18 protein-coding genes are annotated in these 25,234 nt (G+C 65.0%); 10 read left to right on the forward strand and 8 right to left on the reverse strand.

Going from position 1 to position 25,234, the window contains the following annotated elements; all coding sequences use genetic code 11:
* The first annotated feature begins 67 nt into the window (after positions 1-67).
* The 4 genes from SPH52_RS17175 to SPH52_RS17190 all read left to right on the forward strand — a co-directional run bounded on the left by SPH52_RS17175 (position 68) and on the right by SPH52_RS17190 (position 5,685).
* Complete coding sequence (locus tag SPH52_RS17175; protein WP_411796273.1) at positions 68-1,390, forward strand: maltoporin; 1,323 nt, start codon at positions 68-70, stop codon at positions 1,388-1,390.
* 79 nt (positions 1,391-1,469) lie between these two features.
* Positions 1,470-2,873 carry a sugar porter family MFS transporter gene (locus SPH52_RS17180; protein WP_411796274.1) on the forward strand — a complete coding sequence of 468 codons (1,404 nt, stop codon included), beginning with the start codon at positions 1,470-1,472 and terminating at the stop codon, positions 2,871-2,873.
* Between the two features lie 90 nt (positions 2,874-2,963).
* Positions 2,964-4,763, forward strand: a complete 1,800-nt coding sequence (locus tag SPH52_RS17185; protein WP_411796275.1) for an IlvD/Edd family dehydratase — start codon at positions 2,964-2,966, stop codon at positions 4,761-4,763.
* A 34-nt stretch (positions 4,764-4,797) separates the two neighbouring features.
* Positions 4,798-5,685 (forward strand): SMP-30/gluconolactonase/LRE family protein, encoded by an 888-nt coding sequence (locus SPH52_RS17190; protein WP_411796276.1) that lies wholly within the window; start codon positions 4,798-4,800, stop codon positions 5,683-5,685.
* Here the strand turns inward: SPH52_RS17190 and argE are convergent.
* A complete protein-coding gene (argE, locus tag SPH52_RS17195) occupies positions 5,682-6,836 on the reverse strand; it encodes an acetylornithine deacetylase (protein ID WP_411796277.1) in 1,155 nt (384 codons plus the stop codon). The genes SPH52_RS17190 and argE overlap by 4 nt on opposite strands.
* A gap of 225 nt (positions 6,837-7,061) precedes the next feature.
* Between argE and katG the strand changes: the two genes are divergently transcribed.
* Together katG and SPH52_RS17205 are read left to right on the forward strand one after the other, a co-directional pair.
* Positions 7,062-9,284, forward strand: coding sequence for a catalase/peroxidase HPI (katG, locus tag SPH52_RS17200; protein ID WP_411796278.1), 2,223 nt, complete (start codon positions 7,062-7,064; stop codon positions 9,282-9,284).
* 132 nt (positions 9,285-9,416) lie between these two features.
* Positions 9,417-11,939, forward strand: coding sequence for an EAL domain-containing protein (locus tag SPH52_RS17205; protein WP_411796279.1), 2,523 nt, complete (start codon positions 9,417-9,419; stop codon positions 11,937-11,939).
* Between the two features lie 106 nt (positions 11,940-12,045).
* Here SPH52_RS17205 and SPH52_RS17210 read toward each other — a convergent pair whose 3' ends face one another.
* From SPH52_RS17210 to SPH52_RS17225, 4 genes are all read right to left on the reverse strand, one after another.
* The gene (locus tag SPH52_RS17210; protein WP_411796280.1) at positions 12,046-12,924 is read right to left on the reverse strand and encodes an alpha/beta fold hydrolase; all 879 of its coding nucleotides are present in this window, start codon (positions 12,922-12,924) and stop codon (positions 12,046-12,048) included.
* A 98-nt stretch (positions 12,925-13,022) separates the two neighbouring features.
* Positions 13,023-13,391 carry a YciI family protein gene (locus SPH52_RS17215; RefSeq protein WP_411796281.1) on the reverse strand — a complete coding sequence of 123 codons (369 nt, stop codon included), beginning with the start codon at positions 13,389-13,391 and terminating at the stop codon, positions 13,023-13,025.
* 99 nt (positions 13,392-13,490) lie between these two features.
* Positions 13,491-16,793, reverse strand: a complete 3,303-nt coding sequence (locus tag SPH52_RS17220) for an AAA family ATPase (protein WP_411796282.1) — start codon at positions 16,791-16,793, stop codon at positions 13,491-13,493.
* Positions 16,790-18,082, reverse strand: coding sequence for an exonuclease SbcCD subunit D (locus SPH52_RS17225; RefSeq protein WP_411796283.1), 1,293 nt, complete (start codon positions 18,080-18,082; stop codon positions 16,790-16,792). Before SPH52_RS17225 ends, SPH52_RS17220 begins: the two co-directional genes overlap by 4 nt.
* Before the next feature lie 81 nt (positions 18,083-18,163).
* Here SPH52_RS17225 and nfi point away from each other — a divergent pair, with 81 nt between their 5' ends.
* A complete protein-coding gene (gene nfi, locus SPH52_RS17230) occupies positions 18,164-18,865 on the forward strand; it encodes a deoxyribonuclease V (RefSeq protein ID WP_411796284.1) in 702 nt (233 codons plus the stop codon).
* 8 nt (positions 18,866-18,873) lie between these two features.
* Entirely contained in the window at positions 18,874-19,488 is a 615-nt protein-coding gene (locus SPH52_RS17235; protein WP_411796285.1) for a DUF1415 domain-containing protein, read from the forward strand.
* Here the strand turns inward: SPH52_RS17235 and SPH52_RS17240 are convergent.
* On the reverse strand, positions 19,485-20,375 hold the full coding sequence (locus SPH52_RS17240; protein ID WP_411796286.1) for an aldo/keto reductase: 891 nt from the start codon (positions 20,373-20,375) through the stop codon (positions 19,485-19,487). The two genes, SPH52_RS17235 and SPH52_RS17240, sit on opposite strands and share 4 nt — an antisense overlap.
* Positions 20,376-20,528: 153 nt before the next feature.
* Here SPH52_RS17240 and SPH52_RS17245 point away from each other — a divergent pair, with 153 nt between their 5' ends.
* Positions 20,529-20,960, forward strand: a complete 432-nt coding sequence (locus SPH52_RS17245; RefSeq protein WP_411796287.1) for an OsmC family protein — start codon at positions 20,529-20,531, stop codon at positions 20,958-20,960.
* 42 nt (positions 20,961-21,002) lie between these two features.
* Here SPH52_RS17245 and SPH52_RS17250 read toward each other — a convergent pair whose 3' ends face one another.
* Positions 21,003-21,683, reverse strand: a complete 681-nt coding sequence (locus SPH52_RS17250; protein WP_411796288.1) for a gamma-glutamyl-gamma-aminobutyrate hydrolase family protein — start codon at positions 21,681-21,683, stop codon at positions 21,003-21,005.
* A complete protein-coding gene (locus SPH52_RS17255; RefSeq protein ID WP_411796289.1) occupies positions 21,680-22,699 on the reverse strand; it encodes an amidoligase family protein in 1,020 nt (339 codons plus the stop codon). The genes SPH52_RS17250 and SPH52_RS17255 overlap by 4 nt, the downstream gene beginning before the upstream one ends.
* Positions 22,700-22,828: 129 nt before the next feature.
* On the opposite strand from SPH52_RS17255, the gene SPH52_RS17260 reads away from it, so the two are divergent.
* A complete protein-coding gene (locus SPH52_RS17260; RefSeq protein ID WP_411796290.1) occupies positions 22,829-25,183 on the forward strand; it encodes a mechanosensitive ion channel domain-containing protein in 2,355 nt (784 codons plus the stop codon).
* The last annotated feature ends 51 nt before the right edge of the window (positions 25,184-25,234 follow it).

Raw genomic sequence — 25,234 nt, forward strand, 5'->3', positions numbered from 1 at the left:
TTACTTAGTTCAGAGTTATTACCAACAACAAACCATAGAGATGCAATCATTCACGAGGAGCACAACAATGAAAACGCCACGTCTCTCAGCACATCCCTTGGCCCGTTTGGGCCTGATCGGGCTCGGCTGTCTCGCCTTCGGTACTGTCCAAGCGCAGGAAGACTTTATCTCCGGCATCGACTTCACCGGTTATGCGCGGTCCGGCATCGGCAACACCGCAGGCGGTGGAGATCAGGCCTGCTTTCGGGCCAATGGCGCCGGGGCCAAGTACCGCCTGGGCAACGAATGCGAAACCTATGCCGAACTGGGTCTGGGCGCGACCCTCTTTGAGCAGGGCGACAAATCGTTCTACTTCAACAGCATGGTGGGTTATTTCTCGAATCAGGTGAACGATTCCGAGGATACCGAGGTGTCCCTGCGCCAGTTGTACGTGCAGGGCCACAACGTGGTCGACGCCTTGCCCGGTGCCAGCCTGTGGGCGGGCAAGCGCTTCTATCGTCGCCATGACGTGCACATCAACGACTTCTTCTACTGGGACTCCACCGGTCCTGGCGGCGGTATCGAGAACATCGACGTGGGTACCGGCAAGCTGCACCTGGCGTGGATGCGCGCCACGGGCACCGACGATACCGAATACCCCGATGCCGACAATCGCATCTCCAATGACACCCTGGACATTCGCTGGTCCGACATCCCCGTCAATACCGATGGCACGCTGGTGCTGGGCTACAACTACGGCCGCGCTCAACTGAGCGATGCCCAGAGGGAGTATTACGACGGCAGCGAGGCCAAGCGGGGCCACATGTTCACCGTCCAGCACGAGCAGAACAACTGGTTCGGCGGCTCCAACAAGCTGGCATTGCAGTACGCCACCGACGGCATCATCAATGCCGGCAGCGGTCAAGGGCGCATGAATGCCGGGGTTTCTCCGGACGTGCCCGGCGGTGATATGTGGCGCGTCATCAACCATGGCAACGTGTGGCTCGCCCCCGACAGGTTCGACCTGCTATATGCGGCCATCTATGAAGAGAAGAGCTTCGATGACGACTCCGGAGCCACCTGGATCTCAGCGGGCCTGCGTCCGACCTATTACTGGACGAACAACCTGAGCACGGCCCTTGAGCTCGGCCACGACTATATCGATCCCGAGAACGGCGACGACAGCCGCCGCCTGACCAAACTGACCCTGGCCCAGCAATGGTCCGCGGGGGTGGGCGGCTTTGCGCGTCCGGTCATCCGCGTATTCGCCACCTATGCGGACTGGAACGGGGACGCCTTCCAGGCGGACCGCACCAGCCGCTCGATCGACGCGGGTGCGGCAGGCGATGCCATCAACGTCGACGATAGCGATGGCCTCACCTTCGGCGTGCAGATGGACGTGTGGTGGTAAATCACGCACTGGCACCCTTCATCGCGGGGCTTCCTCGCCTTGGCGCCCACTCGGGCGCCCTTTTTCCGGAGTACTTGTCATGCAACGCAAGGTAATGAGTCGTTCGGCCTATATCTTCATGATCTGTTGCATTGCCGCCATCGGCGGCTTCCTGTTCGGCTTCGACAGCGGGGTGATCAACGGTACCGTCGACGGCCTGCAGACCGCATTCGGCTCCGACAGTGTGGGCACCGGTTTCAACGTCGCTTCGATGCTGCTCGGCTGCGCCGTCGGCGCCTTCTTCGCCGGACGCCTGGCGGACCGCTTCGGACGCCGCACGCTGCTGATCGTGGCGGCGGTGTTCTTCCTGGTCAGCGCCTGGGGCTCGGGCGTTGCCGGAAGCTCCCTGGAGTTCGTCATCTATCGTGTACTGGGCGGCATGGCAGTCGGCGCCGCCAGCGTGATGACCCCAGCCTATATCAGCGAAGTGGCGCCTGCCGCCTATCGGGGCCGGCTCGCCACCATTCAGCAGGTGGCGATCATTTCGGGGCTGTTCGTAGCCTTTCTCAGCAACTACGTGCTGGCGCATGTGTCGGGTTCGGCGATGGCCGAGCTGTGGTTGGGTTTTGCCACCTGGCGCTGGATGTTCTGGATCGAGCTGCTGCCGGCGGCGGTGTTCCTGGTCGCGCTGCTGTTCATTCCGGAGAGTCCGCGTTACCTGATCAGCAGTGGCAAGCAGGGTGAGGCGCGACGGGTGCTGGGCCTGGTGATGCCCGAGGGCGAAGTGAGCGCCAAGCTGGCAGAGATCGACGCGACCCTGTCGCGGGATCACAAGCCGCGCCTGCGCGACGTGATCGATCGCGCTACCGGCAAGGTGCACGGCATCGTCTGGGTGGGCATCGGCCTGGCCGTGTTCCAGCAGTTGGTGGGTATCAACGTGGTGTTCTACTACGGTGCGGTGCTGTGGCAGTCGGTGGGCTTCTCCGAAGGTGACGCGCTGCTGATCAACGTCATCTCGGGAGCGGTGAGCATCGGTGCCTGCCTGGTTGCCATTGCTCTGATCGACAAGATCGGGCGCAAGCCGCTGCTATGGGCGGGCTCGGTGGGCATGGCGTTGACCCTGGCCAGCATGGCCTATGCCTTCTCCACGGCGAGTCTGGTCGACGGCAGCCTGCGTCTCGGCGACGACATGGGTGTGTTTGCGCTACTGTCGGCCAACGCCTACGTATTCTTCTTCAACGTCTCGTGGGGCCCGGTGATGTGGGTCATGCTCGGCGAGATGTTCCCCAACCAGATGCGCGGCTCGGGCCTGGCCATCGCGGGGCTGTTCCAGTGGCTGGCCAACTTCGGCATCACCATAACCTTCCCCATCATGCTGGCCACGATCGGCCTGGCCGGCGCCTACGGCTTCTACGCCCTGTGCGCGGTGGTGTCGGTCTTCTTCGTGCTGCGCCTGGTCAAGGAGACGCGGGGCAAGGAGCTCGAGGAGATGGCCTATGAATGACGCCACCGGCCGATGTCGTGTATCACTATGCCCCACTACCAAGGACAATCCGGCCAAGACAAGACCGCCGACTCGCATGAGGATCGCGACATGACCGACCGCAAGATCACACCCGACCAGCTTCGCTCGCGCTGGTGGTTCGACAATCCCGAATCTCCCGGCACCACGGCGCTGTGTATCGAGCGCTACATGAACTACGGCATCACCCTGGAGGAGCTCGCCAGCGGCAAGCCGATCATCGGCATCTGCCAGTCGGGTTCCGATCTGACCCCGTGCAACCGCCATCACATCGAGCTGGTCAAGCGGGTCAAGGACGGCATTCGTGCCGCCGGCGGGGTGCCGTTCGAGTTCCCGCTGCATCCGATCCACGAGAACGCGCGGCGGCCCACCGCCGCGCTCGACCGCAACCTGGCCTACCTGGGGCTGGTCGAGGTGCTGCACGGCTACCCGCTCGACGGCGTGGTGCTCACCACCGGCTGCGACAAGACCACCCCGGCGAGCCTGATGGCCGCCGCCACGGTCAACATTCCCGCCATCGTGCTTTCCGGCGGACCGATGCTCAATGGCTGGCGCGGGCCGGACCGGGTCGGCTCCGGCACCATCATCTGGGAGCTGCGCAAGCGCCTGGCGGCGGGCGACATCGACTACGCCGAGTTCCTCGCCCGTGCTACCGATTCGGCGCCCTCGGTGGGGCACTGCAACACCATGGGCACCGCCTCGACCATGAACTCCATGGCCGAGGCGCTGGGCATGAGCCTGCCCGGTTCGGCGATGATCCCGGCGCCCTACAAGGAGCGCTCGATAGTGGCCTACGATACTGGCGCGCGCATCGTGGATATGGTGTGGGCCGACCTGCGGCCCAGCGACATTCTCACCCGCGAGGCGTTCGAGAATGCCATCGTGGTGTGCTCGGCGCTGGGCGGTTCTTCCAACGCGCCGATCCACATCAACGCCATCGCCCGTCATTCCGGCATTGAGGTCACCAACGACGACTGGCAGGCCCTCGGCCATGCCATTCCGCTGCTGGCCAACGTGATGCCTGCCGGGGCCTATCTCTCCGAGGAGTTCTACCGCGCCGGCGGGGTGCCGGCGGTGCTTCACGAGCTGCTCGGCGCCGGCAAGCTCCATGGGGAGGCGCTTACCGTCAACGGCCGCACGCTGGCCGACAACGTGGTGGGCTGCGAGACCCAGGACCCCGAGGTCATACGCCGCTACGACAACCCGCTGGTCGAGCAGGCCGGCTTCCTCAATCTCAAGGGCAACCTGTTCGACTCGGCGCTGATGAAGACTAGCGTGATCTCCGCCGACTTCCGCGCGCGCTTCCTCTCCAACCCGGACGATCCCAACGCCTTCGAGGGCAAGGTGGTGGTGTTCGACGGCTCGGAAGACTACCACGCGCGCATCGACGACCCGGCGCTCGAGATCGACGAACACACCATCCTGGTGATGCGCGGCGTCGGCCCGGTGGGCCACCCCGGTGGGGCCGAGGTGGTCAACATGCAGCCGCCCGAGGCGCTGATAAAGCGCGGCATCGAGTCGCTGCCGTGCCTGGGCGACGGCCGCCAGTCGGGCACCTCCGGTTCACCGTCGATCCTCAATGCCTCGCCCGAGGCGGCCACCGGCGGTGGGTTGGCGCTGCTCGAGGACGGCGACCGCCTGCGCGTCGACCTGAATCGCGGCGAGGTACGCTTGATGCTCGACGATACCGAGATACAGGCGCGCCGTGAGCGTCTGCAGAGCCAGGGCGGCTATCGCTATCCTGCCCACCAGACACCGTGGCAGGAGATCCAGCGGACCCTGGTGGAGCCGCTCGACCGTGGCATGACGCTGGCAGGCGCCGCCAAGTACCGCGACGTGGCACGCCAGAGCCCACCGCGCGACAATCATTGAGGCCAAGGAACGCCGGAAGATGAAAGGAGCAAGCATGCAAGAGAGCGGCATCGAAGTGGCGGTGAAGCTCGACATGAGCCTGGGCGAGAGCCCGGTGTGGTCGGTGGAGCGGCAGACGCTGTATTGGACCGATATCAACAATGGCCATGTCTACGCCTGGCGTCCTCAGCAGGGTGGGGCGCCGACGCGTACCGAGCTGGGCGAGAAGGTGGGCTGTGTGGCGTTCGACGAAGCGGGGCTGGTGGTCGCTGCGGCGTCAGGCATCCTGCGCCTGCCCGCGAGCGGCGAGCCCGAGCGGTTGGCCGGCAATCCTGAGTGGAGGCAGGCGGGGCAGGGCAACCGCTTCAACGACGGCCGCTGCGACGCCGCCGGGCGACTTTGGGTGGGCACCATTGCCAGCGACGAGGCGAGCCTCACGGCAGCGCTCTACTGCCTCGATCGCGGCGAGCTGTCACGGCGGCTGTCGGGCATCGGCATCTCCAATGGGCTCGCCTTCAGCCTCGACCGACGCTGGCTCTACCACACCGACTCACTGAGCCGCCGCATTCTGCGCTACTCCTTCGACGTCGACAGCGGGATGCTGGGAGAAGGGGAGACCTGGGTCGACCTGGAAACGCTGGGGCTGCCCGGCGTGCCCGACGGCGCGGCGGTGGACAGCGAAGGGTGCTACTGGAGCGCGCTCTACGACGGCGGCCGCGTGGTGCGCTTTTCGCCCGAGGGCGAGCTGGTGGCGGAGCACGAAGTGCCGTGCCCGCATCCGACTATGGTGGCCTTCGGCGGGCGCGACCTGCGCACGCTTTATATCACCACTGCCACCCAGCACCTGGATGCCGAGGGCAAGGAGCGCTGGCCCCTGGCCGGCAGCCTGCTGCAGATGCAGACTGGTGTTGCCGGGCTCGCCGAGCCCGGCTTTGGAGGTTAACGGTTGGCCAGCCGGTGCCCCAACGCCTGCATGAAGCGAGTGCCTTCCGCGAGCTGCTCGATCTCGATGTACTCGTCGGGCTGATGCGCCTGGCGAATGCTGCCGGGGCCGCAGATCACGGTGGGTAGCCCCACGCGCTGGAACTGGCCGGCCTCGGTGGCGTAGGCCACCGCACCGCTGGGCTGCTCGCCGAGCAGCTCGCGGCACAGGCTGAGCACCTCGGTATTGTTGTCGTCGGCGAGTGCCGGCACGGTGACGTTGAGCGCCTCGGTGACGATGCTCGTCTCTGGCGCGCGGCGCTGCATCTCGGCCTCGAGCTCGGTGGCGTAGTCGTTCACCCTGCCGAGCAGTTCCTCGACGCGGTCGCCGGGGAGGTGGCGGATCTCCCATTCAAAGGTGCACTCGCGGGCCATGATGTTGATTGCGGTGCCGCCGGCGATCTTGCCCACATGCAGGCTGGAGTGGGCGACGTTGAAGGCCTCGTCGACACGCCCTTCGGCGCGCAGCTCGGCCATCACGTCCTCGATCTTCGTGACCAGCCGTGCCGCCACGTGGATCGCCGAGACGCCCTGGTCGACCTGACTCGAATGCGAGGCGCGGCCGGTTACCTTGGTGCGCAGGTTGGTGGCGCCCTTATGCGCCACCACCGGCTGCATCATCGTCGGCTCGCCGACGATCACCGCCGCGGGGCGCGGATGCTCGGCCATCAGCCGCTCGATCATGCGCGGCGCGCCGATGCAGCCGACCTCCTCGTCGTAGGAAAGGGCCAGGTAGATCGGCTTGTCCAGGCCAGCCGCCAGCCATTCGGGCAGTTCGGCCAGGGCGCAGGCGATGAAGCCCTTCATGTCGCAGGTACCGCGGCCGTAGAGCCGGCCGTCGCCCTTGTCGACCAGGGTGAAGGGATCGGTCGACCACGGCTGGCCATCGACCGGCACCACGTCGGTGTGACCCGAGAGCACCACGCCACCTTCCACGTCCGGCCCGATGCGGGCCAGCAGATTGGCCTTGCTGCCGTCATCGCTCTCCACCCGCCAATGCGCGATCCCGTGCTCGTCGAGATAGCTCTCAACGAAAGCGATCAGATCGAGGTTGGAATCACGGGAAACGGTGGCAAAGCCCACCAGGCGTTCGAGCATTTCGGCGGCGGTCATGTGGCACTCCTGAAGATCATTGTTCATAGCCTAACATGCCTGTCGCGGGCGAGCAGGGCGGCAAAGCTGTGCGCAGAGACAGCTCCCTGTCTGATGGCTGAATGGCTATTGATTCTCCTTGTGTGATTGTAATTAGCTATCGATCTGGTGTGTAAAAACAAGTCTCTCCTACTAGATCCAGCTGTTATATCTATTGCACGACAACACATACTCATGGAGAGCGTCATGGATCAGAAAGTCGGCAGCAGCGCAGGCAAGTGTCCCGTCATGCATGGGTCTCGCACCAAGCATGGGGACAAGGGCAATGCCACTCACGACTGGTGGCCCAACCAGCTCAATCTGAACATCCTCCACCAGCATGCTCCGAAGTCCAACCCGCTGGGCGAGGCGTTCAACTACGCCGAGGCGTTCAAGTCGCTCGACCTGGCGGCTGTGAAGCAGGACCTCGAAGCGTTGATGACCGACTCCCAGGAGTGGTGGCCGGCCGACTACGGTCATTATGGCCCGCTCTTCATCCGCATGGCGTGGCACAGCGCCGGCAGCTACCGGGTGGGCGACGGCCGTGGCGGCGCCGGTACCGGCACCCAGCGCTTCGCGCCGCTCAACAGCTGGCCCGACAACGGCAACCTCGACAAGGCACGCCGCCTGCTGTGGCCGATCAAGCGCAAGTATGGCAACAAGCTCTCCTGGGCCGACCTCTACATCCTGACCGGCAACGTCGCGCTGGAGTCCATGGGCTTCAAGACCTTCGGTTTCGCCGGCGGGCGTGAGGACGTGTACCAGCCGGAAGAGGACATCTACTGGGGCGCCGAGGACGAGTGGCTGGCCGACAGCGGCCATGCCAAGAGCCGCTATTCCGGTGAACGCGAGCTGGAGAACCCGCTGGCCGCGGTGCAGATGGGCCTCATCTACGTCAACCCGGAAGGCCCGGACGGCAATCCCGATCCCCTCGCCTCGGCCCGGGACATCCGCGACACCTTCGCCCGCATGGCGATGAACGACTACGAGACGGTGGCGCTGACCGCCGGCGGCCACACCTTCGGCAAGGCACACGGCGCCGGTGACCCGGTCAACGTTGGCCCCGAGCCGGAGGCTGCGCCCATGGAGGAGATGGGCTTTGGCTGGAAGAGCCGCCACAAGAGCGGCAAGGGCCGCGACACCATCACCAGTGGCCTCGAGGGCGCCTGGACCCCGACGCCGACCCAGTGGGACATGAGCTACTTCGACGTGCTGTTCGGCAATGAGTGGGAGCTCACCACCAGTCCGGCGGGAGCCAAGCAGTGGGTGCCGAAGAATCTCGCCGAGAAGCACATGGCACCGGATGCCGAAGACGCAACCAAGCGCGTCGGCATCATGATGTCCACTGGCGACATGGCCATGCGCGAGGACCCGGAATACCGCAGGATCTCCGAGCACTTCCACAACAATCCCGAAGAGTTCGCCGACGCCTTTGCCCGCGCCTGGTTCAAGCTGACCCACCGCGACATGGGGCCCAAGGCGCGCTATCTCGGCCCGGAAGTGCCGGCCGAAGAGCTGATCTGGCAGGATCCGGTGCCTGCCGTGGATCATGAGCTGGTCGGCGCCCAGGACATCGCCAACCTCAAGAGCAAGATCCTCGGTTCAGGCCTCACCGTGGCCGAGCTGGTCTATACCGCCTGGTCGTCGGCGTCCACTTACCGTGGTTCCGACATGCGCGGTGGGGCAAACGGCGCCCGCATTCGCCTGGCACCCCAGAAGGAGTGGGAAGCCAACCAGCCCGAGCAGTTGGCCAGGGTGCTCAAGACATTGGAGAGTATCCAGGACGACTTCAACGCGATGCACTCCAGCAAGCGGGTTTCGCTGGCCGACCTGATCGTGCTGGGCGGTGCCGCCGCCATCGAGAAGGCCGCCCGGGATGCCGGCCACGCCATTGAGGTGCCGTTCTCGCCGGGCCGCACCGACGCCAGCGCCGAGCAGACCGACGCCGAGTCGTTCGAGTGGCTGCGCCCCGAGGCCGACGGCTTCCGCAACTACCGTCGCGCTCGCTTCACCGTCTCCGACGAGGAGATGCTGATCGACAAGGCCCAGCTGCTGGGACTCAGCGCGCCGGAGATGACCGTGCTGGTCGGCGGCCTGCGTGTGCTCGAGGCCAACTACGGCAACTCACGTCACGGCGTGTTCACCCATCGTCCCGGCACCCTGACCAACGACTTCTTCGTCAATCTGGTCGACATGGGCACGGTGTGGAGGCCGGCTTCGGTGGATGCCGATGTGTTCGAGGGTCGCGATCGCAAGAGCGGCGAAGTGAAGTGGACCGGCACTCGGGTCGACCTGGTGTTCGGTTCCAACTCGCAGTTGCGTGCCATCAGCGAGATCTACGCCCAGGACGATGCCAAGCAGAAGTTCGTCAAGGACTTCGTTGCCGCCTGGAACAAGGTGATGAACGCGGATCGCTTCGACTTGGCGTAAGCCTGGAAAGAACCGCGATGTAACAGAGGCGCCCCGGCAACGGGGCGCTTTTTTATCGTTGGAAAAACATTTATTCAACGCGCCTCGCTGAACCTACCTCAAGAAGACGACCGAATTGCCGAAGATTACTTCATGACGATACTTGCCAATCTTCTGCTTGATCCGCGTAGCCTGGGTGCCGTCCAGGGAGAGCATCATCTCTCCCTGGTGCTGGTATCCTGGGCAATTGCGCTGGCCGCTTCCTATGCCGGCCTGGACCTCATCAAGCTGGTCAGCAAGGCCAAGCAGGCAGGGCGTCGCCGGCTCTGGCTGTTCGCCGGAGCGGGTGTCATGGGGCTAGGTATCTGGAGCATGCACTTCACCGGCATGCATGCCTACAGGCTCGATTTTGCCGTTCATCATGACCCCGCCCTGACGCTGCTTTCCATATTACCGGCCATGGCAGGAAGCATGGCGGCCGTGGCCCTGCTGTCGCGTGAGACCCCCACCCATCGCGAGCTGTTGATGGCCGGAACCAGCCTGGGGCTGGGCATTGGCGTGATGCATTACACCGGCATGGCGGCCATGCATATGCCGGCCCTGCTTTACCATGACCTGATACTGTTCCTGCTATCCGTGTGCGTGGCCGTTGGCCTCGGTATCGCCAGCGCTTACGCTTATCGCCTATGCCGTCAGGAGTGGGGCATGCAGCGCGCCAAGACCTGCGCTTTCGTCGCCGCCGTGTTCGTCTCGCTGGCCATCTGCAGCATGCACTACGTGGCCATGCGTGCCGCCTGGTTCGTGCCCCTCCCGAGGGCGGTTTCCCAGCCGCGGCTGATAGAGTCGCACTGGCTGATCTATCTCATTGGCGGCTGCATTCTCTTGGTCGCCCTGCTCACTGTCGTGGCCACGCGATCTCAGCGCCGGCTGCATGTCAGTGAACATCACGAACACATGACGCGTACACGCCTACTCAAAGTCATCTCCGCGCTACAGGACGGTGTTGCTCTGTTCGATGACAAAGGGCGGATTCGGCTCAGCAATGCCGCGCTCGAATATCTGCTGGGTTGGCAAGTAGAGCAAGCCGTCGGTAAATCGGTATGGAAGCTGACGTTTGCAGCCAATAGTGGGGCAATGAGAGACGTCATCAAGCAGGGCCTGGAAGACAAGGGCAAATGGAGCGGCATGATCGACGCTCAGCACCGCGATGGAAGGCGCTTCCCGGCGTGGCTCAGTGTCAGTCGTGTGACCTATACCGATAGCGACGAGCAGGACTATGTTGCGTTGATCTCCGATCGCACCGCCGAACAGGAAGCCCAGCAGCGTATTCGCTTCCTGGCCTTCCATGACACTCTGACCGAGCTTCCCAATCGCAGAGCGCTTCAGATACGACTGAACCAGTGTGAGCAGCGTCAGGCCGGGGATGGGAGGTTATCGCTGCTGGTGTTGTTCGATATCGACCGCTTCAAGATCCTCAACGACAGTCTGGGTCAAGATATTGGCGATGAGCTGTTACGTCAGCTTGCGATACGCCTCCAAGGCTGGGCGGGTGACGATATCTACGTGGCACGGCTGGACGGTAATGAGTTCGCACTGCTGGCGCGTTTGCGCTCGTCTCAACGGTCAGCCGGCCGGCATGAGGCCCGTACGCTGACCGGACGCGTGCTCGCGTCACTTACTGCCGAGTATCAGTTGCAGGGACACACGTATCCATGCCGGCTCAGTGTCGGCATGTTGGTTTTCAATCCTCAGGATGGCACCCGTCCGGCGCAGCTGTTCAAACGTGCCGGGCTTGCTCTGCTCGAGGCCAAACGACAGCGTGACGCGACTCCTCAGCTGTTTCGCCCGCATCTGGAGCAAGAGCGCGAGGCGAGACTCACCCTTGAGCGTGAACTTAGGCATGCCATTGAAAACGGTGAGCTGAGCTTGCACCTTCAACCTCAGGTCGATTCTCGTCGGCATGTCATCGGCGCTGAAGCGCTGGTTCGCTGGCAGCATCCAGCGCGCGGATACATCTCCCCCGGTGAGTTCATCCCTCTGGCCGAAGAGAGCGGGCTGATTCTTCCTCTTGGTTACTGGGTCCTTCAGGAGGGGTGCCGACTACTGGGGGAGTGGCGGCAAAGCCCCGAATTTTGCGAGCTCAAGCTCTCCCTCAACGTCAGCGTGCGGCAGTTTCAGCAGCCGGACTTCGTCGACCAGGTGCTGACGTCCATCTACCGCCACGCCGTAGTGCCGAGCCACCTGACGCTTGAGCTGACCGAATCCTTGCTGCTCAAGGACCCGGAGGGCACCATCGAAAAGATGCTGCTGTTGCGGCGCATCGGCGTCAGCTTTGCACTGGACGATTTCGGCACCGGTTACTCTTCCCTGGTCTATCTCAAGGCACTGCCGCTGGATACGCTGAAGATCGACATCGCCTTTGTCCGCGACCTGAGCCATGACACCCAGTCGACGCCTATTGCTGCAGCTATCGTAGCTCTGGCTCAGAGCCTCGAGCTTGCCGTCATTGCCGAAGGTGTCGAGACGGAGATTCAGCGTGATGTACTTGCCGGCCTGGGCTGCCACCTTTACCAGGGCTACTTGTTCGGACGGCCGGTCCCCATCGAGGAGTTCCGGCCGATCCTGGAAATCCAAGTGAGCGAGACACCGCCCATAGCGGATAGGGGCATGACATAGGATGACAACTGGGCGTTTTGTGGCGCAGCCCTCAAGCCGATTTGATGGCGGCCACCCAGCCAGCGCAAATGGCTTCGGACCGGCCGCTACCCGTTCGTTATGAGCCTCATGGCGGCGTGCCGATTATCCGTTCCAGCTCCCGGTTGAATTCCGCAGGCTTGGCCATGTGCAGGAAATGATCGGTGCCTTCCATAATCACGGCGTCGAACTCGGGCAGCAACTGCCGGTTGGCTTCGACGTCGGTCGGCCACAGGTCGGCGTTGATAGCCACTACGGGGATCGCCAACTCTTCGAAGTGCTGCGCCGCTTCCCCATCGATGTGGCGTGTTCCCATGTCCTCGAATGCACTGAGGGCGACTTCCGGCACAGCGGCTGCCATGTCCCGTATGACCCAATCGCGTAGCGTGGCATCGGTCTCCTCGACGAACATCGTAGCCGTGAAATGGCGCGCGGCGTCGGTAAAATTTTCCTGCAGTGGCGACAGCATTTCCTCGAGATCGGACGGGGCCATTTGCGGTGCGACATGATGGAAGGTATCGACGCCCACGATGCCGATGACGCGTTCCGGCATCAGGCGCGCCGCTTCCACGGCGACCGACCCACCCATGGAGTGCCCGATGAGGATGGCCTGTTCCAAGTCCAGGTCCTCCAGCACCGCCTTCACGTCCTCGCCGAAAGCGGGCATGGTGTAGGCGTCACGCCCCAGGCCGGAATGTCCGTGACCGGCGAGATCGATCGTTACCACTCGATGCCGTTGCGAGAAGTGCGGCACCTGTCCGCGCCAGTAACGCCCGTCGCAGCTCCAGCCGTGGATGAACACGAGCGTGGGCTCGCCGCTACCCTGCACCTCATAGGCAATCGGAACTCCGTCTGCCGACTCGGTCATGCGCGGCCAGTTCACTTCGGCTGCGAATGCCTGACCCGCCAGCCCCAACAGCAGTGTCAGGCCCAGGCAACGCATGCCGTGCAACGCAAAAGCCTGCATGATGCCTCCCTTCAAAGACTCTTGAATCATGCAGCATAGCCGAGGCAGACCGCCTATCGACGTTTCTTCGAGCGGCTAGCCACTCACCAACCTCCCGCTCAGTAGCGGCTTTCGGGTCTCAATTCCTCCTCGACGGGCCTCACCTCGATGGTGCCAAGTCGCGCTGACGGCCAGCCGGCAGCAATCTCCAGGGCTTCCTCTTCTGACGCGACCTCGATCAAGAAGAAGCCGCCTAGCTGCTCCTTGGTCTCGGCAAAGGGCCCATCGGTCATGATGAGTTCGTCATCACGAATTCTCAGGGTGTGCGCCTTGGTGGCGCTCTGCAAGGCGTTGGTCAGGACCAGCTTGCCTCGTTTCTGCAGGTCGGCCACATAATCCACTGTTTCCTGTAGTAGCTCATGCCACTGGGCTTCCGTCATCTCGCTGAATATTCGCTCTTCCTCATAGGCGAGACAGAGGTACTTCATGGGAGACCCTCGCGTTTGCAATGCTGTCCTGTAGAAGATGCCGCACGGGATGAACCAGTGCAATGAACCGGCGCAATGGCCGTGAAGGGCGACGAGACGTCAAGGGCTGACCAACCTTGCCCGACTCGTGCCGTTGCCCAGCGGCTCTACCTGGATCTGCACTGGAATGCGCTCGTGCATTTCCTGCACGTGGGAGATCACGCCGACGCGGCGACCCAGCGCCTGCAGGCCGTCGAGCGCTTCCATAGCCAGTGCCAGCGACTGCGGGTCGAGGCTGCCGAAGCCTTCGTCGATGAACAGCGACTCGATGGTGAGTTCGCCCGAGGCCATGGAGGCGAGCCCGAGAGCGAGGGCCAGCGAGACGAGGAAGGTCTCGCCGCCGGAGAGCGAGTGCACCGAGCGGCGCTCGTCGCCCATGTCGTGGTCCACCACCAGCAGGCCGAGTTCGCTGCCGCCGCGGGCCAGTCGATAGCGGCGGCTGAGGTTGGCCAGGTGGGCGTTGGCATGCTCCAGCAGTTGCTCCAGGTTGTAGGCCTGGGCGATGCGGCGAAACACCTTGCCGTCGGCGGAACCGATCAACTCGCTGATACGCCCCCAACGCACCTGTTCGGCACGGGCGGCTTCCAGCTCGGCCTGGCCCTGCTGCTGGCGCAGGCGCCGGCGGTTGTCGTCGCGCAGGGTGTGAATGGCCTCGTCGCGTGTTTGCTGGGCTGTCTCCAGCTTTGGCTCCAGAGCCTGCCGTTCGGCGACGAGCGCCTCACGACGACTGACGATCTCCGCTTCCACCTCTTCGCCCAGTAACGCATCGTCGCTGTCATCATTGGCTAGCGCCTGCCCGCGGCGGTGCGCGAGCAAGGTTTGGCGCCGTTCGACGAGGCTTGCCTCGGTGCGTTGGCGGGCCTCGTCGGCATCGGCCAGCTCGCGTTCCTCACGCTCGGCTTCCGCCTCGGGCTGCGCCAGCAGTCGGGCCAACGTGGCGTCATCCAATTGCGGATGGGCCTGGCGCCAGTCGGCCAGTCGAGCTTTCAGCTCGACCTGCTCCTGACGGAGCCCTTCGATGCGCTCGGCTTCGTGAGCGGCCTGCTGGGTGAGCCGGGCCTGCTCGCGTTCGGCGCCGTGGCAGCGCTCGATGGCCTGGTCGCGCTCACGACGGGCGGATTCCTGGCCGGCTTCCAGCCGTTGTTGCCAGGCGTCGGCCGAGGCGTGCTCGCCGAGCAGGGCCTGGAGCCGCTCGGCAAGTGACTGCCGCTCCTGGCGCAGAGGCGGCAGCTGGGCGTCGAGCTGGGCCTGGGTTTCCGCCAGCGAGGTGCGCCGGGCCTCATGCTGGGCGCGTTCGATCTCGACCTGGCGCAGGGCCTCTTCCAGCGGGCTCAGCGCCGCCTCGGCGCGGGCCAGCTCCTGGAGCGTACGCTCGGCCCGTTCACGCTCGGCGGCGCTGTGCTGGCGCTGGTGAGCGAGCCAGGCTTCACGCTCCACAGGCGCAATGTCGGCCAGCTCCGTGTGCAGGGGATGGCCGCTCAGGGCGTGCCGGGCCTGAGCCAGTCTCTCCTCGGCCTGCTGCAGCTCCTGCCGTCCGCGTGTGATCGCCGCCAGCGCGGCGCGGTACTCGCCCTCGAGTTCGCTGCGTGCCAGTTGGGCCTGCTCGAAGGTCTGTCTGGCCTCGGCCAGCTGTGCCTCTTCCTGCTCCTGTTGGGCGGCCAGTTGGGCTGCCTCCGGGGTGGCCGGCGGTCGGTGACGGAAGGGGTGGTCGTGGCCGCCGCAAACCGGACAGGGCTCGCCTTCCTGCAGCGTGTCGCGCAGCCGTGCCACGCTCTCGCTGCGGGCAGCACGGCTGCGCTCGATGAAATCGCGCAGGGTGGCGTAGCGCTGTTCGCTGCCGTCGAGCCGCTCACGGGCAGCCTTGCCCTGAACGGTCAGTTCGGCCTGCCGCTTCTCATCCCCGGCCAGGCGTTCGCTCAACTGACGCTGGGCCAGCTCGGTGTGCAGAAGCTCCTGCCAGCGGCTGGCCAGTTCCTCCAGCGCCAGGCCGCGGCGGGCGGCATGGTCATGGGTCTGCTGCGCCGCCTGGCGGGCGGCATCGAGTCGTTCGTGACTGCCCATCAGCTGGCGCAGGGTGGCCTGCCACTCGTCGCGTCGGCGTTGCAGCTCGCGCAGCCTGGCCGCGGTGGCCTGGTGCTGCTGGTTCAGTGCCTCTGCCTGCTGGCGGCAGTTGTGATGGCGGGATTCGAGCTCGGCCAGCTGACGCTCCAGGGTGGCCAGCGCCTGGGTGTGCTCGCGCGCCTCTCGCAGGCTCGGTTCGGCCTGCTGGCGGGCTTGACTTGCGGATTCCAATTGACGGGCGGCCTGATCCCGGGCCTGCTCGGCCTGGGTTTGCAGGACGCGGGCCTGCTCGAGGGCCTCTCGGGTCCGGCGATGTGCCTGCTCCAGCGCGGCGACTTCGTCCGGCAGCGCGGCCTGGCGCAGCAGGTGATGGCGCTGGGGCGCAAGCAGGCGGCGACAGTCGCGGTCGCCCCGTGCTTTGGCTAACGCATGCCAGTGTGTTTCGGCATCTTGCTGCTGCTGCTTGCCTTCCAGGTAGGCCTGGCGCAGCCGTTCGTCGGCGCTATGCCACTGTCGCTGGGCATCGAGCTCCCTGGCCTGCTGCTGCAGGTCGGTCAGGGCCTGCTCGGCGCTCTCGGCCTGGCGTTCCAGCGCGCTGCGGGCCTCGGGCTCGGCGGGCAGGTCGTCGGCGAGCTTCGTCTGCAGGGCGTCGACGTGCCGCTTCGCCGTGATGGCCCGCCGGTAGGCGGCTTCGGAGATGCGCGAATACTCGGCGGTGCCGGTGAGCCGTTCCAGCAGGTCGCTACGCTCGTTGTCGTCGGCCTTGAGGAAGGCGGCGAATTCGCTCTGCGCCAGCAGCACGGCGCGGGTGAACTGATCGAAGGTCAGTCCCAGGCGCTCCGGCAACAGCTCGGCGAACTCGCGCTTCTGGGCGGTGAGCAGGCGTTCGTCGTCGAGATCGGTGAGCGACTGTTCGACCGCCTGCAGGCGCCCGCTGGCCTTCTCGCGGGCGCGGCGCACGGCCCAGCGGGCGCGGTAACGACGCCCGTCGCGACCGAGAAAGTCCACCTCGGCGTAGCCGCCGGCGGTGCCACGGCGCAGCAGGGTGCGCGGGTCGGCGGTGCTCACCGTCTCGCCTTCCACGTCGGGCAACGGCGCGTTCTGGCTGGGCGCATGGCGCAGCCGCGGCGTGCTGCCGTAGAGTGCCAGACACAGGGCGTCGAGCAGGGTGCTCTTGCCGGCGCCGGTGGGGCCGGTGATGGCGAACAGGCCGGCATCGCGGAGCGGCGGCTCGGTGAAATCGAGCTCCAGCGGGCCGGGCAGGGAGGCGAGGTTGGCCAGGCGCAGGGCGAGTATCTTCATGGGCGACGCTCCCCGGTGCGCTGCTCGTCGGGGCTATCGAGCACGTCCTGCAGCAGTTGGTCGAAGTCGGCCAATACGTCGTCGCCGGGGGGCTCTCCCCACTGCTTTTTCCAGGTGCGCTGAAACAGCTTTCTCGGCCCCAACTGCTGCAGATCGACTCGCTCCGGCCTGCCATCGGCAGCCTGCTGGGGCAGGCGCCGCTCCAGGCGCAGCAGGCGCACGGCCTTGCCTTCGAGGGCCGTTTCCACCCGGGCGCGCAGGTCGGGCACCGGGGCGCTGAGCGAGACGCGCACTTCCAGCCAGGGCCAGCGCTCGCGTGGCAGGGCGGGGGCGTGGGGCAGCCCCTCGAGCTCCGCCAGCACCGCGTCGAGCTCGCTGGGGCCGACACGCTGCATGGCCACGGGGTGCGGCACGGGGATCGCTTCCGTGGTGGCCAGGGTTTCACCATCCAGCACCGCTTCCACCACCTGATGCGGGTAATTCACCTCGCTGAAATCCAGCGGCAGCGGGCTGCCGCTGTAGCGGATGCGTGCCTCGCCCACCTGCTGGGCGCGGTGCAGGTGGCCCAGCGCCACGTAGGCGATGTCGGCGGGAAAGAGCCCGGCGGAGATCGACTCCTCGCCGCCGATCACGATGGGCCGCTCGCTGGCCTCGGAAACGGCGGCGCCGTGCAGGTGGGCGTGGCTCATGGCCACCAGCGCCTGGCCCGGCTGGCGGCGCTTGCGTGCGGCCTCGATCAGCTGCTCGTGAACGCGTGAAATGCCGGCGACGTAGTCGTTGCATGGCTTGTCGCCGAGCGGCTCGCCTTCGTTGTCTTCGGCACGGGCCAGGCTGTGGCCGGTGACCTCGGCGGGGCGCAGGAAGGGCAGCGCCAGGCACCAGGCGCGGGTCTCACCGGATGCGTCGGTGAGTGGCACCAGCAGGCGCTCGGCGTCGAGGGTGCCGTCGTCAAGCCAGCTTACCCGGCCCAGGGCGTGGGTGCGCAGGCGGCGCATCAGCGGGGCCGGCAGCTCGATGCGGTTGCCGCTGTCGTGATTGCCGGCGATCAGCACGATGTCCAGTGCCGGCAGGCGCTCGTGGGCGCTGACGATGAAGTCGTAGAGCAGTTCCTGGGCGCGTAGCGACGGGTTGACCACGTCGAAGACGTCGCCGGCGACAAGCAGGGCGTCGGCTTCGCGGGCAACCAGGGTGTCGAGCAGCCAATCGAGGAGGGCGCGATGTTCGGCGTGGCGCTCCTGGCCATGGAAGGTCTGGCCCAGATGCCAGTCGGCGGTATGGATGAGCTTCATCGTGTCCCTTGCAGCGGTGGCTTCCGGCTATCCTGAGGCGATAGTCTACGCGAGACCCAAGGACGAAACAGGAGGCCAGGGATGCCCGGCGCCAACTTACACGACTGGAATCTGAGCCCCGAGGAAGCCATTGCGCTGCAGAAACGCATGGCGGGGCGTATCGAGCGCGAGGATCGTCTGGCACCGGTGCGCCATGTCGCCGGCATCGACATCGGCTTCGAGCAGGGCGGCGAGATCACCCGGGCGGCGGTGGTGGTACTGGCCTGGCCGGGTGACCCGCTGGTCGGGCTGGAGATCGTGGAGCAGGTGGTGCACCGCGAACCGACCCGCATGCCTTACATTCCAGGGCTGCTCTCCTTTCGTGAGATCCCCGCAGCGCTGGCGGCCTTCGGCCAGCTCGCGACGCGGCCGGAGCTGGTGATGGTCGACGGCCAGGGCATTGCCCATCCGCGGCGCCTGGGTGTGGCCTCACACCTGGGGCTATGGCTCGATCTGCCGACCATCGGCGTGGCCAAGTCACGCCTGTGCGGGGTACACGAGGAGGTACCGGAGGCGCGCGGCGAGTGGACGCCGCTGCGCCATCGCGGCGAGACGATCGGAGCAGTGCTGCGTACCCGAGTCGGCGTCAAGCCGGTGTTCGTCTCGCTGGGGCACCGCATAACGCTTGCGACCTCGCTCGACTGGGTGGTGAAGTGTCTGGGCCGTACCAAGCTTCCCGAGCCCACACGGCTGGCTGATCGCCTCGCCTCCCGGCGCGGGCCGATGCCCAGGCCCGCGGACTGAGCCCCGTCATGCGCCATGGCTCGGGTATACTGGCTGGCCCCTTTGCCGTCGAGTTCACCATGTCCGCTACCCTGACGCCCGCCTGTGCCGCTACCCGTGAATGGGTCGAGGGCTTCGTCGTGGCCCATAACGTCTGCCCCTTCGCTCGCCGAGAGCTGGTCAGTGACACCATTCGCTTCGTCGAGGTAACGGCGGGTGAATGGGAGCCCGCACTCGAGGCGCTGATCGACGAGTGCCGCAGACTCGACGAAACACCCAAGATCGAGACTACCCTGATGGTGTTGCGCCCGGGATTGGAGGATTTCGATGACTACCTCGACTTCCTCGCCGTGGCCGAGGCGCTGCTGATCGAGCAGGGCTACGAGGGTATCTATCAACTGGCCAGCTTCCATCCCGACTACTGCTTCGACGGCGCCGAAGAGAACGATCCGGCCAATTTCACCAACCGCTCGCCCTGGCCGATGCTGCACCTGCTGCGCGAGGCGGGGCTGGAACGGGCCCTGGCGAGTTACCCCGACCCCGAGGCGATTCCCGAGCGCAATATCGAACGGATGCGCCAGCTCGGCAGCGAAGCGCTGGCCAACGAGCTGTTAAACCTGCGCGCTGCCGCCGACAAGCGCTAGACGATATCGAGTGGCATCTTTCCGGTCGGTGCAGGAAACGCCTGATCGAGTCGGACCAGGGCCTCGTCGTCGAGCCTGACCGTGAGCGCGCTGGCATTTTGCTCGACGTGTTGCGGCTGAACTGCCTTGGGAATGGCGATAGCGTCGCAGCGGCCATTGGCGGGGCGAATCGCCCAGGCCAGCAGCAACTGGGCGGGCGTAATGCCAAGTCCATCGGCTACTTCGCTCACCACCGGATGGCCGAACAGATCCTGGCGCAGCTGGCCGGCCTGGGCCAGCGGACAGTAGGCCATCAGCGGCATGCCGAGGCGCTGCATCAGCGGGCGCAGGGAGTGCTCGATACCGCGTGAGCCCAGGTGGTAGAGGACCTGGTTTACGGCACAGGCCTCGCCGCCGGGCAGTGCCGCCAGTGCCTCGAGCTCATCGACATCGAAATTGGAAACGCCGTAGCGGCGAATCTTGCCCTGTTCGCGCAGCCGATCGAAGGCCTCCAAGGTTTCCTCCAGTGGGATGCTGCCCGGCCAATGGAGCAGGTAAAGATCGAGATGGTCGGTGCCAAGCCGCTTCAGGCTGCGTTCGCAGGCGGCAATGGCGCTGTCGCGGCCGGCGTTCCACGGGTAGACCTTGGAGACCAAGAAGGCCTGGTCGCGGCGGCCGGCCAAGGCCACGCCGACCACCTCCTCGGCGCCGCCGTCGGCATACATCTCGGCGCTGTCGATCAGCGTCAGACCCAGTTCCAGGCCGTGCTGCAGGGCGCGTACCTCGTCGCTGCGAGATACCAGCCCTTCGCCCATGAACCACGTGCCTTGGCCGATTGCCGGCAGCGCTTGCAAGGGCTCGTGGGAAGTAGCAGGCAGGACTACCTGAGGAGTCGAGGCGTCGACCATGAATGAAGGCCTTTTGTGGAAAATGTTTTCAATACTATTCGTCAAAGAGATGGCGAAGACAAGTCGATGCGCTATGGTGAGGGAGGGCAGCATAGCTTTGGCGCTGCCTTCCAATCTTTTGGCCAGTTCTCATATCGCAAGGAGTCGACCCACATGAGCATCAAGAAAACCGGTAGCGCTGTCTGGGAGGGTAGCCTGAAAGAGGGCAAGGGTCAGGTTTCGACCGAGAGCGGCGTGCTGAAGGAGGCGCCTTACAGCTTCGGCAAGCGCTTCGAGGGCGAGTCTGGCTCCAACCCCGAGGAACTCATTGGCGCGGCGCATGCCAGCTGCTACTCCATGGCGCTGTCGATGATCATGGGCGAAGCCGGACTGACCCCCGAGCGCATATCGACCGAGGCGGCCGTCACCCTCGAGCAGGACTCCGGCGGCTTCAGCATCACGAAGATCCATCTCACTACCCGGGTACGCAGCCCCGGCGCAGATGCTGCCGCCTTCGAGGAAGCCGCCAACAAGGCCAAGGAGGGCTGTCCGGTCTCCAAGCTGTTCAAGGCCGAAATCACGCTGGATGCCGCGCTGGACAACTGAACGCCCACAGCGGTTCGAAGTGGCCACCTCTGGGTGGCCGCTTCAGTTTTCGGCCGCCATGGTGCGGCGTGCCGCATCGACCAGAGCACGGATCAGCCGCTGCTGAGGACGGTTGAAGATCAGCCATTCCGGGTGCCATTGCACACCGATCAGAAACTCGTGGTCACGCGACTCTATGCCCTGGACGAGGCCGTCGCGATCGCGGGCGACAATCTCGATACCGCGTCCTGCCTCTTGCACGGCCTGATGATGCAGGCTGTTGATGCGACACCAGTTCACCTTGAGGATACGGTGCAGCTGAGTGTCGGGCACGATATCGAGCGTCTTGCGCGGCAGCACGGTACGCCGTCGTTTGAGACCTTCATGGGTCGTGTAGATATCGGGATCCAGCGTGCCGCCCAGGTGCACATTGAGCATCTGGGCGCCGCGACAGATTCCCAATACCGGCTTGCCCAAGGGGATGAAGCGTTCCATCAGCTCGAGTTCGAGTTCGTCGCGCTGAGGGTCGAGACGCACGTCGAGCTGCACCTCGCCACCGTAGAGGTGGGCCTGGATGTCGTCTCCGCCGCCGATGATGAGGCCGTCGAGCGCTGGTGGCTGCGGACGCGAAGGGGAGAGGCGAAGCGGCCGGCCACCGTGTCGCCACACGGCGAACCAATCGAACCACCAGGCGATGCGGCTCTTGTAATCCGACGTGGTGATACCGATGAGGGGACGCGTCATGAGGGGGAGCGGACCTCCTTGATCCAATGACGCAGCCTGCCGAGCATGCGGGTTACGAGCGGCTGCGTATGCAGGTTAACGTAACGGCTGGCACGCCCGTTGAGCTCCTTGCAGTCTGCAGCGAGGCGTTCCACGGCCACCCAGCGGTTCCATTCCACCACGGCGCCCCAGCCGCGCTGGGACAACTGGGCGTTGGGCAAACGGTAGTGGAACGTGGGGCGTGGCTTGATCAGGTTGTTGCGGAACAGCTCGTCCGGGTAATCCGGGCACAGATAGGCGAACAGCGGGTAGAGGTCCAGCTCGCGGTTGCGCGTGGGGTTGAAGCTGATGTAATCGGCGATCAAGGTATTCAGATCGGGAGCATAGTCCGTGTCGAGTACCTTGAGGGCATAGTGCTTGGGGAAGGGGTTGGCATGCGGCAGCACTTCCCGCGTGATATCGATGTTGATTTCCTTGCGTAGCCAGGCGGCCATCAACAGGAAAGCCCGAAACAGCCGCAGAATGTGCTCGGGTTCCAGGCTGGCCACCTCGGGATTGAGGTGCAGTCCGAAGCCATACAGCAGGCTGGCATCGGTGCCCTTGGCGCCATGCGCGTGGAGGGCACCGAACAGGGTATCGAGTTCGTTCAGCTCGTTCCATGGCACCGGCGGACAAACGATCTCGGTCGGTACCAGGCCCGTGACGACGTCGCCGATCAGCTCACGGGTCTTGTTGTGAAAATCCAGACGCATCTGGTGACGCTGGCGTTCCCACTCGGTGTCGTGTCGCGGTAACGCCTCAAGCAGCCTGGTATCGGGGTGGGCATACTGGGTATCGAGTTCGATGACGAAATCACCCCAGCGTGTTGCCTCGACTCGCAACCGATGGGGGCTGACCAACTTCAGTTCGCCACCGAACAGGTCGCGTACCAGTTCGCCGGTCTGTTGGGGAGGGAGACCAGCGAATTCTATCTCGACGCCAACCCGTCGGGTCCTACCCTGGACATTCAGAGGCTCGGGTGGTGATTGCGGCAGCATGAAAGCATCCTGTGCGACTCGAGAGTCTGAACGCCAGCCTAGCACAGTGCGGCGGCAAGTCGGCAGGGAGCGATTCCCGGTCAACTGTTGTCCCAGGCCCATGGCAAATGGAACAAGGGAGTGTGATCGATGCCAGGAGCTTTTTTCCCACGCGATGGCACTGGGCACGGGAGAGTGGCGATTCGCATCGGGCCTTTGCTGCTCATATCGCTGCTCATATTGGGACCGCTGGTGTGGGCTGCCCCATTGCACGCCCAACTGCCGCTCGGTGGGCTGGGGCAGGAGGAGCCGGCCCAGGAGGATGCCCATGATGCCGAGGCGTTCCAGCAGTCACTGAACGAAGTGATCACAACGCTGGAGGACGACGAGCGCCGTGGCGCCCTGCTCGACGAGCTGCGTGACATCCGTCAGGCCCATGGCGAAAGCGCTCCCGCCGATGCCTCCGTCCAGCGCCAGGGGTTGCTCGGTGCACTGGCCGAGACGTTCAGCGAGCTGGGCGACCAGGCCGAAGCCGGCGAGTCGCCGATCGACGACTGGCAGCGCCAGTTGGAGCACGGCTGGGCGGAATTCAGCGACCTGATGGTGGATACCGGGACCAGCGAAATCGTGCGCTTCGCCATCCACAGCGCCGTGCTGCTGGGTATCTGGGCAGGGTTGCTGGTCATTCTGATTGCGCTTGGCAGGCTATTGTTCGCGCGACGGGAATTGCCTCTCGACCTGCCCCGGGAGCCGCGGGGCTGGCTGCTGGCGCTGCACTTCCTGCGGCGCATGCTGCCTTGGGCGCTCGCTTTCGTCATGATCATGGGGCTGGTCCAGGTATTGCCTCCCAGCCCCGGACGCACCCTGGCGTTGATCATTGCCTACCTGGCACTCTGTGGTCGCACCCTGTCGGTCGTGGTGGAGTGCGTGGTATCGGTGTTCACCCGTGGGCATCGTTTTCCCGCGGTATTGATGCTGCAGCAGCAGGGGCTGCGCATGCTGTTCGTGATCGGCGCGCTGATCGCACTGGGCGATGCGCTCAATGCCGCGCGGCTCTCCCTGATCGTGGGAGAGGAGCTGGCCGCGCTGGGCTCGGTGCTGGCCAACGTACTGGCGGCCCTGCTCAGCATCCGCTTCATCTTCAAGTTCAAACGCCCCATCAAGCACCTGATTCGCAACCGTTCCTGGCGCGTGCGCCGTGAAGGCGGCACCGGCATCGAGCTGGCACGCATCGTCGGTGAGCTCTGGCACGTTCCGGCGCTGCTGATCGTCGTGGTTTCGCTGCTGGCGATCTTCGTCACCGCAGGAGATGTAGGGGCCGCGCTGGCACGCTCGATCATCTCGGCAGCACTGCTGGTGTTGACGTTGGTGGTCACGGGGCTGATCCAGCGCCACGGTGAGCGCCGCAACAAGCGCCGCCGAGTCAGCGAGTATCACCGCCGCCTCGAGCGCTTCGGCTATGCGCTCTCCCACGTGGTGGCCTGGATCGTCTTTGCCGAACTGTCACTGCAGGTATGGGGCGGCTCGCTGTTCGGCCTGGGGCGTGAGGGCGTGGCCGGTATGCGCATCGGCCAGGCACTGCTGGCGCTGGGCTTCACGGTGCTGCTGGCCTGGCTGGCCTGGATCTTTGCCGATACCGCCATCCAGCGCGCGCTGATCTCTTCGGCCCGCTCACGGGGCCGACGGGTCAACCAGGCACGGGCCCAGACCATCACGCCGATGATCCGCAACGTGATCTTCGCCACCATCGTGATCATCGCTGCCATCGTCGGGCTGGCCAATCTGGGGGTGAACGTCACGCCGCTGCTGGCCGGTGCCGGTGTCATCGGCCTGGCTGTCGGCTTCGGCGCCCAGACCCTGGTGCAGGATCTGATCACTGGCATCTTCATCATCGTCGAGGACTCGCTGGCAGTGGACGACTTCGTCCAGATCAACGGCCACATGGGCACCGTCGAGGGGCTGACCCTGCGCACGGTGCGCCTGCGCGACCTGGACGGCATCCTGCACATCATCACCTTCAGCGCCATCCAGTCGATCCACAACATGTCGCGGCACTTCGGTATCGCATTGATGCGTATCCGCATTCCGCACACCATGAAGATCGACGATGCCATCACATTGATGCAGGAGACCGCCCAGGAGCTGCGCCAGGATCCGATGATGCGCCACCACATCTGGTCGCCGCTGGAGATGCAGGGCATCGATCGCTTCGACGAGGGGGCCGCCGTGCTGCGCATGCGCTTCCGCACCGCGCCGGTCATGCAGTGGGACGTGGCCCGTGCCTTCAATTTGCTGCTCAAGCAGCGCATGGAACAGCAGGGCATCGACCTCGGCATGCCGCGCCTCAGTGTGAGCATGGAAGGCGAGCCTGGCGAGTCCATGGAGGACGAGGCGCCGGACACGACACCGCAGCGTGATGCCAAGGGGCGCGCACCGGGCGAAGCCGGCATCGCTGACCCTGAAGGCGTTACCAACCCGCAGCGTGCCTCGCCGGATTCTTCTTGATGGAAAGCGGGCCGGCATTCCTCGTACTATGAAAATCATTCGGCCTGACAA

The sequence above is a fragment of the Halomonas sp. A29 genome, from assembly GCF_046723295.1.
In the GTDB taxonomy this organism is placed as follows: Bacteria; Pseudomonadota; Gammaproteobacteria; order Pseudomonadales; family Halomonadaceae; genus Halomonas.